Raw genomic sequence first — 13142 nt, 5'->3', positions numbered from 1 at the left:
GAGGTCATTCTCACCCGCCGCGAGCGGGTCGGCACGGATCAATCCTCGGCGATCCGCCCGGCGGCCACCCGCAGCCGCCGGTTCGTGGTCACGGCGTCGAGCATCCGCCGGTCGTGGGTGACCAGCAGCAGCGTGCCCGGGTAGCTGGCCAGCGCCGACTCCAGCTGCTCGATGGCGGGCAGGTCCAGGTGGTTCGTCGGTTCGTCCAGCACCAGGAGGTTCACCCCGCGCCCCTGGAGCAGCGCCAGCGCCGCCCGGGTCCGCTCGCCCGGCGACAGGGTCGCCGCCGGCCGCAGCACGTGCCCCGCGCGCAGGCCGAACTTGGCCAGCAGCGTGCGCGCGTCCGCCGGCGACAGCTGCGGTACGGCGGCGCCGAACGCGTCGATCAGCGGCACGTCGCCGAGGAACAGCCCACGGGCCTGGTCCACCTCGCCGACCACCACGCCCGGGCCGAGCGCGGCGTGCCCGGAGTCGAGAGGGAGCCGGCCCAGCAGGGCGGCGAGCAGGGTGGACTTGCCGGAGCCGTTGGCCCCGGTCACCGCCACCTTGTCGGCCCAGTCGACCTGGAGGGTCACCGGGCCGAGGGTGAAGTCGCCCCGGCGTACGACGGCGTCGCGCAGCGAGGCCACGACGGCGCCGGCGCGGGGCGCGGCGGCGATCTCCATCCGCAGCTCCCACTCCTTGCGCGGCTCCTCGACCACCTCCAGCCGCTCGATCAGGCGCTCGGTCTGCTTGGCCTTGGCCGCCTGCTTCTCGGTCGACTCGGCGCGGAACTTGCGGCCGATCTTGTCGTTGTCGGTGGCCTTGCGGCGGGCGTTCTTCACGCCCTTCTCCATCCAGGCCCGCTGGGTGCGGGCGCGCGCCTCCAGGCCGGCCCGGGTGTCGGCGTACTCCTCGTAGCCCTCCCGCGCGTGCCGGCGGGCGACCTCGCGCTCCTCCAGGTAGCCCGCGTAGCCGCCGCCGTAGTGCCGGACCTGCTGCTGGTGCAGGTCCAGTTCCAGCACGCGGGTGACCGTGCGGGCGAGGAACTCCCGGTCGTGGCTGACCAGCACGGTGCCGGCGCGCAGCCCGGTGACGAACTCCTCCAGCCGCTCCAGGCCGGCCAGGTCCAGGTCGTTGGTCGGCTCGTCGAGCAGGAACACGTCGTAGCGGCTGAGCAGCAGCGAGGCCAGCCCGGCCCGGGCCGCCTGGCCGCCGGAGAGGCCGGTCATCGGGTGCTCCAGGTCGACCGTGAGCCCCAGCTCGGCGGCCACCTGCTCGGCCCGTTCCTCCAGGTCCGCCCCGCCGAGGGCGAGCCAGCGCTCCAGGGACTCGGCGTAGGCGTCGTCGGCGCCGGGCGCGCCGTCGGTGAACGCGGCCGTCGCCGCGTCCAACGCGGCCTGCGCGGCGGTGACGCCGGTGCGCCGGGCCAGGAAGTCCCGCACGGTCTCGCCGGGCCGCCGCTCGGGCTCCTGCGGCAGGTGCCCGACGCTCGCCGTGGGCGGGCTGAGCGTCACGCTGCCGGCCTCCACCGGCAGCAGTCCGGCGAGGGTACGCAGCAGCGTCGACTTGCCGGCCCCGTTCGGCCCGACCAGCCCCACCACGTCCCCCGGTGCGACCACCAGGTCCAGCCCGGCGAACAGTGCCCGGTCCCCGTGCCCCGCGGCCAGCCCCTTGACGATCATCGTCGCGCTCATCAGTGCCCGACCCTATCCCGCCCCGATCACCCACCCTTGCTCCACGCCCCGGCACGCGCGCGGCACACTGCTCGGGTGGTGACCACTCTGGCGATCGACTGTGGCGGCGGCGGGATCAAGGCATCCGTGCTGGACGAGGCGGGCACGATGCGCGCCCGGCCGCTGCGGGTGCCCACGCCGTACCCCCTGCCGCCGGCGCTGTTCGTGAAGACGCTGCTGGACCTCGCCGGCCGGCTGCCCACGGCGGACCGGCTCACCGTCGGCCTGCCGGGCATGATCCGGCACGGGGTGGTGGTCGCCACCCCGCACTACGTGACCCGCTCCGGCCCCCGGTCGAAGGTCGACCCGGGCCTGGTCGCCCAGTGGTCCGGGTACGACGCGCGGACCGCGCTCGCCGAGGCGTTCGGCGTGCCCGCGCTGGTGCTCAACGACGCCGAGGTGCACGGCGCCGGCGTGGTCGCCGGGACCGGCTGCGAGCTGGTGCTGACCCTCGGCACCGGGCTGGGCAGCGCGCTCTTCGACGGCGGGGTGCTCGCCCCGCACCTGGAGCTGTCCCACGCCCCGGTGCGCTGGAACACCACCTACGACACGTACGTCGGGGAGCCGGAGCGGCGCCGCCTCGGGGACGCGTTCTGGTCCCGCCGCATCCGCCAGGTCGTGGACGGGCTGCGCCCGGTGTTCCGCTGGGACCGCCTCTACCTGGGCGGCGGCAACTCCCGGCTGATCCGCCCCGAGCAGCTCGCCCGGATGGGCGACGACGTGGTGGTGGTGCCCAACACCGCCGGCATCGTCGGCGGCGTGCGCGCCTGGGAGCTGGCCGCCGGCCGGCACGGCGCCCCCACCTGACCCCGGCCCGCGCGGTGTCCCGGCCCCGGGAACAGTCGCGGTACGGCTGATGTTGTGCCAGCGTCGGGACAGTGGCGCGACACGAGGGGGTGGGTCGGATGGACCTTCTGGCCGAGTACCGGCGGGCGACCATGTTCTTCGAGGCCGGTGACCCGACCGGGGCTGCCCGGCTGCTCGAGCCGATCGTCGAGGCCGAGCCCGGCAACGCCTCGGTACGCCAGCTGCTCGCCCGCGCGTACTTCCACTCGGCCCAGCTCAACCGGGCCGAGGCGCAGCTGCGGGAGCTGATCGACCGGGACCCCGCCGACCACTACGCCCACCACGTGCTGGGCCGCACGCTGGAGCGGCTCAACCGGCACGCCGACGCGCTGCGGCACCTGCGTATCGCGGCGGCCATGCACAGCGGCAACGACGACTACCGCACCGCCCTGGACCGGGTGCAGACCCGGGTCGAGGGCACCCGCTGACGGCGGACGAGGGCGGGGCAGCTCGGTGGAGCTGCCCCGCCCTCGCGCTCGTCACGGGGACGCGCAACGCTGATCACCGGTCGGTGCGCCGGCGGCGTCGGGCGGCCTACCATCGGCCTCATGGGACGTGAGCTGGCGGCGGGTGTGCGGTGAAGCTGAAGCTGGACCTGCACGAGATCTTCAACAAGGGCCAGGACATCGACCGGGCCCTGCGCGGGATCATGGACGAGGCGGTGGCGAAGAAGGCCACCCTCGTCGAGATCATCCCCGGCAAGGGCTCCGGCCAGCTCAAGAAGCGGGTGCTGCGCTTCCTCGACCAGAAGGACGTCAAGCAGCTCTACCACCGGGTCGAGAAGGACTCGAAGAACTTCGGCCGCCTCTTCGTCCACTTCCGCTGGAAGTAGGAGCTTCCGCTTCCCCGACCCACCCGTGGGCGGAAAGTCGGGCTGCCGACGGACGTACACCGATGCTTGCGACCACGCGGCACCATCCTGATCATGGAACTTCTACGGTGGCCGCTCCGCGTCGCGACCGCGACGCTGCTGTGCGGACCGCTGCTGGCGCTGTACTGGACGGATCCCTGGGAGCTGGCCTGTCTCGCCGTCACCGGGGTCCTGCACGTCGAGGTGGGACTGCGGCTGTGGCGGGAGCGTCCCGCCAACCGTATCGGGCCGTTGCTGGTGGTCTGTGGCCTGGTGTGGCTGCTGGACGCCTGGGGTCGCGTCACCCTGCCCGCCCTGTTCACCGCCGGCATGATGCTGAGCATCGTGCACGACCCGATGCACCTGCACGCCGGTCTCATCGTGTCGTCGGGCCGACTGCGGGGGCGGTGGGAGCGGCTCGTCGCCGCGGCCGGCTACGCGTACTGGCCGGTGCTCGTCGCCGGGGCCATGGTGGCCGGGACACTGAGCACCGGTCATCTGCTGCACCTGCGGGCGTGGTCCTATCCGCTGGTCGGCGTGTTTCTCGCCGGGCTGTTCATCGTGCGGTACCGCCGGGCCGACCGCGCCGAACGGCATGTGTACGCCCCGTTCTGGGCCGCGTTGGCAGTGAACGGCCTGTGCACGGCGATGCTGAGCACTGTCGCCTACGGCTCCGGGCACTGGCCGACCACGCTCTACGCCCTCGGTGCGGCGCTGATCCCGGTCGGGGCCGCGCTCAGCATGCACCGCGCCGAGCGCCGCCACCTGCTCCGGGCTCGCGACCGGGAGCGCCGCAGGGTGGAGCGTGACGTGCACGACGGAGTGCAACAGCGGCTGCTCGCCGCCGCAATGATGCTGCGGCAGGACGATCCCGCCCTGGTCGCGCGCGGCGCGGCGGAGGTCGAGCAGGCGATCGCCGATCTGCGCGACCTCGTCCGGGGCATGAACCCGGCGGCCCTGGTGTGCCACGGCCTCTCCGGGGCGGTGGCTGCCATCGCCGAGCGCGCCGCGGTCCCCGTCCTGGTCGACGACCGGGTCAGCCACCTCACGTTGCCCGAACCGGTCGCGGTCGCCGCCTACTTCGTCACCATGGAGGCGGTCACGAACAGCCAGAAACACGCCCGGGCGGGCCGGGTGTCCGTCACGCTCGCCACCAGCGGCGGCCGGGTCGAGGTTACCGTCCACGACGACGGGATCGGCGGCGCGCTCGCGGTGCCGGGTGGCGGGCTGCACGGCCTGCGGGAGCGCGTCGAGTCGTGCGGCGGGACCTTGCGGGTGTCGAGCACCCGGGGGCGTGGCACGGCGGTACGCGCCGTCATGCCACTCGCGGCGTCATGACCCGGGCCGTACCGGTCGCCGCTCGGGACGGTGGTGTGCGGGCGGTTCTGGCCGACGACTCTGTACTGCTGCGCAGCGGCCTGGCGCTGTTGCTTCAGCAGCACGGCATCACGGTCGTGGCCGAGGTGGGCGACGGCGAGCAACTGCTGGCCGCTGTCGCCGAGCACCAGCCGGACATCGCGATCGTCGACATCCGCATGCCGCCCAGCTTCACCGTGGAGGGCGTCCGCGCCGCGCTGGCCGTACGCCGTCGTCACCCCGGCGTCGCCGTGCTCCTGCTGTCCCAGCACCTGGAGCACCGGGAGGCCCTGGCCCTGCTCCAGCAGCCCGGCGGCGGGGTCGGCTATCTGCTCAAGGACAGGATCACCGACGTCACCGGGTTCGTCCGCGACGTGCGCAGAGTCGCGGCGGCGGGCACGGCGATCGATCCGATCGTGGTCGACCGGCTGTTGCGCCGCCCGCGCGTGTCGGTCGGTGTCGGCGCGCTGTCACCGCGTGAGCGGGAGATCCTGGCCCGGATGGCGGCGGGTCGGGCCAACCGGGGCATCTCCGCCGAACTCCACCTCTCCGAGCGCACCGTGGAGACCCACGTACGCAGCATCTTCGCCAAGCTCGGCCTGGCCGACGAGCCGGACACCCACCGGCGGGTGCTCGCGGTGCTGACCTTCCTGGCGGACTGACCGGACTGACCCCTGGCCGACAGCAATTACGTGCTCGCACTGAGGTGCCCCGACGTCCAAGTTCCTAGTGTTGATCTCCGTAACGGCAACCATTTCGAGGGGGACCACATGAGGTTCAAGACGGTTTCGGCCCGGTTCGCGGTGGCGGCGGCCGTGGCGGGCAGCGCGCTGGTCGGTGTGACGCCGGCACAGGCGGCGGCCACCAGCACGATCGTCTGCGAGGAGACCAAGCAGGTCGAGGAGGCGTCGTACGACGTCAACTCCGGCTGCTGGCTACAGTACGGCGACCGGGTCCAGATCAGCGCCTACGGGTCGATCTGGTCCGGCGTGTGGCTCACCGGGCAGAACGGGCCGCAGGGCTGGACGAACATGGCCGGCGACTCGAAGTTCCCGATGACGAACGCCCGCGCCTTCTCGCTGCTGGCCAAGACCAACGGCAACTACCGGTACGCCGGGACCGGCACGACGTTCACCTACTACGGCTCCGGCAGCACGCTGTACCTGCGGATCAACGACGACGCGCCGGGCAACGGCAGCGGCGCCTTCACCGCCGAGGTCACGGTCACCCGCGGCTGAGCTGACGTCACGGCGACCCGCTGCTGACAGGTGCGGGGGTGGCTCGGCGACCGACCGTTCTCCGAGCCACCCCCGCCGCCTGCCCTAGAGCGGATAGGTACGGGCCACGGCCAGCATCTCCGAGCTGTGCGAGCCCACGATCCCCACGTCCGGCGGGCGCGGGCGGAAGCCGGGCAGGGCGTCCAGGCCGTCGCTGGCGTCCATCGCGCGCAGCGCCACCTGCCCCGCCTTAGGCGTGACGGTCAGCGTCACCTCGATCCCCTCCGGCGGCGGGGCGTGGAAGACCAGGCCGAAGCCCCAGCGGCCCTTTCGGGCCTCCACCGGCACCGCCCGGCCGGCCACCTCCGCCCGCAGTACCGTCGCGGTCGCCGCGTCGACGTGCAGGGTGGTCAGGCGGACCTGGCGTTGCGGGACGAGCCGCAGGCGCAGGGTGCGCTCGGCGCCGGCGGTGGTGTCGGCGAGCACCTCCAGCTTGGGGGCGGGCAGGTTCGCCGGCTGCGCCGGGCCGGCGCGCAGCTCGGTGTCGCCCAGGCCGGGGAAGTCGGCGACCTCGGTCACCTCGTCGACGTAGCCGTCGGTCCAGGGCTGCGGGTCCTCCTCGTGGCTGAGCCAGCGGGCCTGGCCGCTGCCGGCGTCGAGGGCGTACATCAGGTGGGTGGGCGCGGGGTGCGCGGCGTCGAAGCGGTCGACGGCGAACCCGACCCCGGCGAGGACCACGGCCGCCAGCGCGGTGGCGGCGGCCGGCAGCGCGCCGAGCCGGCGCGCGCGCACGGCGACCAGTCCGCGCTGCCCGCCGGCCTGCGGGTGCAGCAGGTCGACCACCGGCAGCGCGGCGAGGCCGAGCAGCACCGCGACCAGCGCCGCGACCCCGCCCATCGCCATGCCGAGCGCCGGGAAGAGCAGGACCACGGTGGGCAGCAGGATCACCACGGCCACCGCGGCGGCCAGGGTCGACGCGACCACCGGCCACGGACCGTCGATCCGCACGCTCAGCGCGACCAGCCCGGCCGCCGCGCCGGCCAGGGCCGGGATGGTGACGAGGTACGCCCCGCCGGGCACCAGCACGGCGAGCAGCACCCCGAGCACGGCCAGCCAGCCCAGCCCGCCGACGGCGAGCGCGGCCGGGCCGACCCGGCGGCGGGTGAGCGCGTACCAGGTGAACAGGACGGCGGCGGCGAGCGCCACCACGGCCAGCCGGTACCAGGTGGGCCGGTACGGGTCGAGCAGCTCGGCGTAGCCGGGCCGCAGCGCGGTGATCGCCGCCCAGAGCAGCTGCGCGGCGAGCGGGGCGAGCACGAGCGGCAGCAGCGCCAGCCCGAACCCGGCGGCGAGCCGGCCCCCGGTGGTGCGGCCCCGCCGCAGGGCGAGCCAGCCGAGGGCCGCCACTGCGGCGAGCGCGAGCAGCGCCAACGGCAGGACCAGCCAGCCGGGGTAGCGGACCAGCCCGCCAGGGACGGGGAAGTAGGTGGCGTCGTGCCCGGAGTCCAGCGCCCTCAGGTCGACCCGGCCGAACTCACGGGCGAGGCCGAGGGCGTTGTCGCCGTGGTGCTGGAGGCTCGACCGGTCCATGGCGGCGGGAGTGTCCAGCGGAGTGTGGTAGATCGCCCCGCCGTCGATGTACGCCGAGTTCAGCCCGACGAAGTCGTTGTCGAGGAACGCGGTGAAGTCGGTGTCGTTGGGCAGCGCGCGGTAGATCTCCACGGCGAACGAGGTGCCCACGGGGTGCGGCGCGGCCCGGCCGAAGGCGTCCACCAGGGCGGCGTTGTCCCGCGACGTCTCGAACATGATCACCGGGCCGGTCGAGCCGCGTGCCTCCAGGTTGAGCACGACGCCGCCGCCGGCGGCCAGCGGGTGGCTGGACGCGAACGCCGCCGCCCCGCACAGGCACGCCTCCTCGGCGTCGGTGAGCACGAAGACGATGTCGTTGCGTGGCCGGGGACCGGCGGCCAGGGCGCGGGCCACCTCCAGGATGGCCGAGGTGCCGGCGGCGTCGTCGTTGCCGCCCGGCCCGGACTGCACCGAGTCGTAGTGCGAGACGAGGAAGACCTTGCCGGTGGGGTCGGTGCCGGGCAGCCGGGCCACCACGTTGCGGACCCGGGCCAGGGCGGCCCCGCCGGCCGCCCCGCTGAGCTGGCCGGCCTCGGGCGCGACGGTGTCCTGCACCTCGGTCTCCAGGCCGAGGCCGCGCAGCACCCCCTCGACGTGCGCGCGGACCTGGTCGTTGGCGGGGCTGCCCGCCACGTGCGTCCGCGCGGCGACGACTTCGACGTGCTCGTACGCCCGGGCGGCGCTGAACTCGCCCGGCGGTGCGTCGGCCGGGCGCGGCGCGGGGGTGCGCAGGTCGAGCAGGGTGCCGGCGCCGACGGCGACGAGCGCGGCGAGCGCCGCCGCGGCGGCGACCAGCCGGCGACGGGGCCGGGCCAGCGCGCGGTCGGCGGGGCGGGTGGGGGGTGCGCCCACGGGGTCTCCTCGGGACGGGTCTCAGGTGGGCACCATCCTGCACCCCGGCGGCCGTCAGCGGGACTCCCGGTGCGGGCCGGGGGAGCGCGGACGCCCGCTTTGCCCCTCGCCGCACAGTGATCCGACCCATGCCCGCGCATGCGGAGCCCGTCGTGTTGTGTGCGAACGTTGTCTAATACAGGATCAGCAGGGCACTCGGAAGGAGCCCGACATCACCAGCGATCTCCCGCGTCTCGCGGCGGTGACCCGGCCGCACCGGGGGACCGGCATGGCCGGTTCCTCCGTCGTGCCGTATCCGCACGGCGGCATGGGACGTCATCCCAACCTGCCTCCCGGCGAGCGGCTGCGGGTGCTGCTGGTGGAGGACGACGAGGGCGACGCCTTCCTGGTCGGTGAGCTGCTCGCCGAGACCAACTCGATGATCGACCTGCTGGTGGCGACCAGCCTCAGCGAGGCCCGGCAGCGCGTGATGGGCGTCGACTGCGTCCTGCTCGACCTGGGCCTGCCCGACGCGCAGGGCCTCGACGGGCTGCGTCAGGTGCTGGAGATGGCCAGTGGCGCCGCCGTCTGCGTGCTGACCGGCCGCTCCGACGAGCACCTCGGCATCGTCGCCGTCGCCGAGGGTGCCCAGGACTACCTGGTCAAGGGCCAGGTCGACGGGGTGCTGCTGACCCGGGCGCTGCGCTACGCGGTGGAGCGCAAGCGGGCCGACGAGAACGCCCGGCGGCTGCGCGAGGTCGAGCTGCGCCAGGCCGAGTCCGCCCGCCTCGAACGGGGCCTGCTGCCCCAGCCGCTGATGACCACCGACGTCGTCGCGGTGCACACCTTCTACCGGCCCGGCCGGCACGCCGCCCTGATCGGCGGTGACTTCTACGACGTGGTGCAGACCCGGCCCGACCGGCTCGACCTGATCGTCGGCGACGTCTGCGGGCACGGCGTGGACGAGGCGGCCCTCGGCGTCGAGCTCCGGGTCGCCTGGCGGGCGCTGATCCTCGCCGGTGTGCCCGACGACGAGGTGCTCCCGGCGCTGGAACAGGTGCTGATGAGCGAGCGCCGGCTCCAGGAGATCTTCGCGACCGTCGCGACCGTGCGGCTGGACCTCGACGCCAACCGGGCCACCGTCCGGCTGGCCGGGCACCCGCCGCCGCTGCTGCTCGCCGGGGGCAAGGTGGTGCCGGTTCCGGCACCCGGCGGCCTGCTGCTCGGCGTACGACCCCGCCGGCCCGTGGCCTACGACCTGGAGTTCGACACCGATGACTGGTCCCTGTTGATGTACACCGACGGCCTCATCGAGGGCCGGATCGGCGAGGGCGACGAGCGCCTCGACGTGCCGGGCCTCAGCGGACTGCTCGCCGATCCGGCGACCCTCGCCGTGCCGCTGTCGGAGCTGCCGGCCTGGCTGGTCGGGCGAGCCGAGCAGCTCAACGGCGGTCCGTTCGCCGACGACGTCGCCATGCTCCTGGTCAGCCGGGGCGGTGGCAGGTGACGCGCGTCGGCGACTGGACCCTGCGCCGGCGGGTCGTCACGCTGCTCACCGTCGTCGCGGTCCTGCTGATCGGGCTGGCCGGCGGCGAGGTGGCGCTGGCGGCGAAGAACCGGACGCACATCGACGCGATCCTGTACAAGACCGGCCCGCTGCGGGTGCAGGCGCAGGAGCTGCTGAACGCGTTGCTGGACCAGGAGACGGCGGTCCGCGGCTACGCGGTCAGCGGCAACCCGGCGGACCTGACGCCGTACGAGGCGGGCCGGAAGCGCGAGCAGGACCTGGTCGCCTCGATGCAGCGGCTGGTCGACGACTATCCGGAGCTTCGGCAGGAGATCCGGCTGGTCGAGGAACGGGCCGAGGCGTGGCGCCAGGCGGTGGCGGTGCCGGTGGTCACCACGACGCAGCAGAACGGCACGACCGCGGGGCAGGCGCTCATCACCGACCAGGCGCGGGAGCAGTTCGACGACGTACGCGGCGCCGTCGACCATCTCCAGCAGGAGATCTTCGAGGCCCGGCAGCGCAGTGCCGAGGACGTCCTGCGGACGAGCAACCTGCTGGTCGTCCTGCTGATCGCCGCCCTCGCGGTGGTGATCATCGCCGGCAGCATGCTGCTGGTCTCCCTGGACAAGATGGTGATCCGCCCGCTGACCGGCCTCGCCGACCAGGTCCGCGAGGTGGCCGAGGGCGACTACCAGCACGGGATCGCCGGCGCCGGTCCACCCGAGTTCCTCCGGCTCGCCGAGGACGTGGACGCCATGCGGCGCAAGATCGCCAAGGACCTGGCCGAGGTACGGGAGGCCCGGGAGCGGATCGAGTGGGTCAACAGCCAGCTCCAGAAGCAGGCCGAGGAACTCACCCGCTCCAACCGTGACCTGGAGCAGTTCGCGTACGTCGCCTCGCACGACCTCCAGGAGCCGCTGCGCAAGGTGGCCAGCTTCTGCCAGCTCCTCCAGCGCCGCTACGCCGGGCAGTTGGACGAGCGGGCCGACCAGTACATCGCGTTCGCGGTCGACGGCGCGCAGCGGATGCAGCGTCTGATCAACGACCTGCTCGCCTTCTCCCGGATCGGCCGGCTCACCACCGGCTTCACCGAGGTCGACATGAACAAGATCATGGGCGACGTGGCCGGCCAGACCGAGGCGGCCCGGCAGTACGCCGACGCGGAGCTGACCTGGGGCGAGCTGCCCGTCATCCGTGGCGAGGAGCCGCTGCTGACGAACCTGCTGGCCAACCTGGTCAGCAACTCGGTCAAGTTCCGCCGCCCCGACGTGCCCCCGAAGGTGCACGTCTCGGCCCGTCTCGTGGGCGACGAGTGGGAGATCAGCTGCCAGGACAACGGCATCGGGATCGAGCCGGAGTTCGCCGACAAGATCTTCGTCATCTTCCAGCGGCTGCACGCGAAGGACGCGTACCCGGGCACCGGGATCGGGCTGGCGATCGTCAAGAAGATCGTGGAGTACCACGGCGGTCGGGTCTGGGTGGACACGGGCACCGAGGAGGGCACGGCGATCCGCTTCACCCTCCCGGCGCTCCCCGAGGACGTCGAGGCGGCCGCCGCGTCGACGGCGGACGAGCCGGCGCCCGGGGACGGCGTGGCCGGGGACGGCGACGGGACGCCCGGGGACGGCGACGAGCCCGCCGCCGGGGCCGGCACGGGCGGCGCCCCGGCGCAGGCCGACCGGCGCGCCGACGAGTCGGAGACCACGGACGGGCCCGGCCGGGCACCGGAAGGCGGTAGAACGGGTGACATGAGGGAGACGGTGGGATGACCGCGCCGGCGGACGGCAAGAGCCCGATCGAGGTCCTGCTGGTCGAGGACGATCCGGGTGACGTGTTGATGACCCAGGAGGCGTTCGAGGAGCACAAGCTCCGCAACCGGCTGACCGTCGTCTCCGACGGCGCCGAGGCGCTCGCCTACCTGCGGCGGGAGGGCCAGTACGCCGACGTGGTGCAGCCGGACCTGATCCTGCTCGACCTGAACCTGCCCCGCCGCGACGGCCGGGAGGTGCTGGAGGAGATCAAGTCCGACGAGCAGCTCTGCCGGATCCCGGTGGTGGTGCTGACGACCTCCCAGGCCGACGAGGACATCCTGCGCAGCTACCAGCTGCACGCCAACGCGTACGTGACGAAGCCGGTGGACTTCGAGCGCTTCATCTCGGTGGTCCGACAGATCGACGAGTTCTTCGTCAGCGTGGTGAAGCTGCCGCCGCGTGGCTGACACCCTGCTCGACGACGTCGGTGGTCTGCTGCGCGAGACCGCCGACCAGGTCGTGCTTCCGCTGTTCCGCAAGCTCGACGACGCCGACGTGAGCGAGAAGGCGCCGGGCGACCTCGTCACCGTGGCAGACCGCCGCGCCGAGGAGGTGATCTCGGCGGCCCTGCGCCGGCTGCGCCCCGGCTCGGTGGTGGTGGGCGAGGAGGCGGTCGCCGACGACCCGGCCCTGCTGGAGCACCTGCGCGCCTCCGGCGACGTGTGGCTCGTCGACCCGGTCGACGGCACCTCGAACTTCGCCGCCGGCCGGCAGCCGTTCGCGCTGATGGTGGCGCTGCTGACCGACGGGGATCCCGTCGCCGCGTGGGTGCTCGACCCGCTCGCCGGGACGCTGGCCGTCGCGCGGGCCGGCGAGGGCACCTGGCTCGACGGCCGGCCGGTGCGGACCGGCGACCGGGCGCCCGCGCTCGACGCGGTGCGCGGCGCCGCGATGTCGCACGCGCTGCCGGCCGCGCCGCGAGCGCTGGTCGAGGCGGGCGGCGCGCGGCTGGGCGAGATGCTGCCCGGCCAGCACTGCGCCGGCCGGGAGTACCTGGACGTGCTGACCGGGGACCAGGACTTCGTGCTCTTCTGGCGCACCCTGCCGTGGGACCACGCCCCGGGCGCCCTGCTGGTCCGGGCGGCGGGCGGGGTCGCGCGGCGCTTCGACGGCACCGACTACCGCCCGGGGGACGACGGCCACGGCCTCCTGGTCGCCGCGAGCGAGCAGATCTGGGTGGACGTGCGCGAGGCTCTGCTCGACGGCGCGTGACGTCGCTGCGACCCTGCGTGGACGTCCGACGGTCCGGGCGTTCGCGGGCCTGGCCCGGCGTGCTCCGTCCGGTATCCTGACCGCCGGTCTCCGCCAGCAGGCCGCCGACCGGCGCCCGGCGGGGGCCGCCGCCGCGCCGTGTTGTCATCCGGGGCCGGCGGCCGACGG

Annotated in this window: 12 protein-coding genes; 10 read left to right on the top strand and 2 right to left on the bottom strand. The window is 74.0% G+C overall.

The window, feature by feature from the left end; all coding sequences use genetic code 11:
• Positions 1-38 precede the first annotated feature (38 nt).
• Positions 39-1676 (bottom strand): ABC-F family ATP-binding cassette domain-containing protein, encoded by a 1638-nt coding sequence (locus tag ABZ573_RS22385; protein ID WP_358120608.1) that lies wholly within the window; start codon positions 1674-1676, stop codon positions 39-41.
• A gap of 75 nt (positions 1677-1751) precedes the next feature.
• On the opposite strand from ABZ573_RS22385, the gene ABZ573_RS22380 reads away from it, so the two are divergent.
• The 6 genes from ABZ573_RS22380 (at position 1752) to ABZ573_RS22355 (ending at position 6005) form a co-directional block, all read left to right on the top strand.
• On the top strand, positions 1752-2522 hold the full coding sequence (locus ABZ573_RS22380) for an ROK family protein (protein WP_151457175.1): 771 nt from the start codon (positions 1752-1754) through the stop codon (positions 2520-2522).
• Positions 2523-2620: 98 nt separating this feature from the next.
• A complete protein-coding gene (locus ABZ573_RS22375; protein ID WP_327029645.1) occupies positions 2621-2989 on the top strand; it encodes a tetratricopeptide repeat protein in 369 nt (122 codons plus the stop codon).
• 149 nt (positions 2990-3138) lie between these two features.
• Positions 3139-3393, top strand: a complete 255-nt coding sequence (locus ABZ573_RS22370) for a Smr/MutS family protein (protein ID WP_007465523.1) — start codon at positions 3139-3141, stop codon at positions 3391-3393.
• Between the two features lie 93 nt (positions 3394-3486).
• Entirely contained in the window at positions 3487-4749 is a 1263-nt protein-coding gene (locus ABZ573_RS22365) for an ATP-binding protein (protein WP_151457177.1), read from the top strand.
• A 35-nt stretch (positions 4750-4784) separates the two neighbouring features.
• Positions 4785-5429: a response regulator transcription factor gene (locus tag ABZ573_RS22360; RefSeq protein ID WP_192581575.1), complete on the top strand. Its 645-nt coding sequence runs from the start codon at positions 4785-4787 to the stop codon at positions 5427-5429.
• A gap of 108 nt (positions 5430-5537) precedes the next feature.
• Positions 5538-6005 carry a hypothetical protein gene (locus tag ABZ573_RS22355; RefSeq protein WP_151457179.1) on the top strand — a complete coding sequence of 156 codons (468 nt, stop codon included), beginning with the start codon at positions 5538-5540 and terminating at the stop codon, positions 6003-6005.
• A gap of 84 nt (positions 6006-6089) precedes the next feature.
• On the opposite strand, the gene ABZ573_RS22350 is transcribed toward ABZ573_RS22355, so the two are convergent.
• Complete coding sequence (locus ABZ573_RS22350) at positions 6090-8465, bottom strand: M28 family peptidase (protein WP_358120605.1); 2376 nt, start codon at positions 8463-8465, stop codon at positions 6090-6092.
• A gap of 307 nt (positions 8466-8772) precedes the next feature.
• Here ABZ573_RS22350 and ABZ573_RS22345 point away from each other — a divergent pair, with 307 nt between their 5' ends.
• From ABZ573_RS22345 to ABZ573_RS22330, 4 genes are read left to right on the top strand one after another with little or no spacing between them, the layout of a single operon-like run.
• Positions 8773-9951, top strand: a complete 1179-nt coding sequence (locus ABZ573_RS22345; protein ID WP_151456478.1) for a fused response regulator/phosphatase — start codon at positions 8773-8775, stop codon at positions 9949-9951.
• Positions 9948-11720 (top strand): ATP-binding protein, encoded by a 1773-nt coding sequence (locus ABZ573_RS22340; RefSeq protein WP_358120603.1) that lies wholly within the window; start codon positions 9948-9950, stop codon positions 11718-11720. Before ABZ573_RS22345 ends, ABZ573_RS22340 begins: the two co-directional genes overlap by 4 nt.
• Positions 11717-12169 (top strand): response regulator, encoded by a 453-nt coding sequence (locus ABZ573_RS22335; RefSeq protein WP_151456480.1) that lies wholly within the window; start codon positions 11717-11719, stop codon positions 12167-12169. Before ABZ573_RS22340 ends, ABZ573_RS22335 begins: the two co-directional genes overlap by 4 nt.
• A complete protein-coding gene (locus tag ABZ573_RS22330) occupies positions 12162-12974 on the top strand; it encodes an inositol monophosphatase family protein (protein ID WP_327029642.1) in 813 nt (270 codons plus the stop codon). The genes ABZ573_RS22335 and ABZ573_RS22330 overlap by 8 nt, the downstream gene beginning before the upstream one ends.
• The last annotated feature ends 168 nt before the right edge of the window (positions 12975-13142 follow it).

Source organism: Micromonospora sp. NPDC007220 (assembly GCF_040634035.1).
GTDB lineage: Bacteria > Actinomycetota > Actinomycetes > Mycobacteriales > Micromonosporaceae > Micromonospora > Micromonospora reichwaldensis.
The sequence above is the reverse complement of the archived record's forward strand: the minus strand, read 5'-3'. Positions and strand labels throughout refer to the sequence as shown.

Bases quoted from the DNA above. Each gene is read 5' to 3' on its own strand.
- ABZ573_RS22385 (WP_358120608.1), bottom strand. From the start codon at position 1,676: ATGAGCGCGACGATGATCGTCAAGGGGCTGGCCGCGGGGCACGGGGAC.
- ABZ573_RS22375 (WP_327029645.1), top strand. From the start codon at position 2,621: ATGGACCTTCTGGCCGAGTACCGGCGGGCGACCATGTTCTTCGAGGCC.
- ABZ573_RS22365 (WP_151457177.1), top strand. From the start codon at position 3,487: ATGGAACTTCTACGGTGGCCGCTCCGCGTCGCGACCGCGACGCTGCTG.
- ABZ573_RS22355 (WP_151457179.1), top strand. From the start codon at position 5,538: ATGAGGTTCAAGACGGTTTCGGCCCGGTTCGCGGTGGCGGCGGCCGTG.
- ABZ573_RS22345 (WP_151456478.1), top strand. From the start codon at position 8,773: ATGGGACGTCATCCCAACCTGCCTCCCGGCGAGCGGCTGCGGGTGCTG.
- ABZ573_RS22335 (WP_151456480.1), top strand. From the start codon at position 11,717: ATGACCGCGCCGGCGGACGGCAAGAGCCCGATCGAGGTCCTGCTGGTC.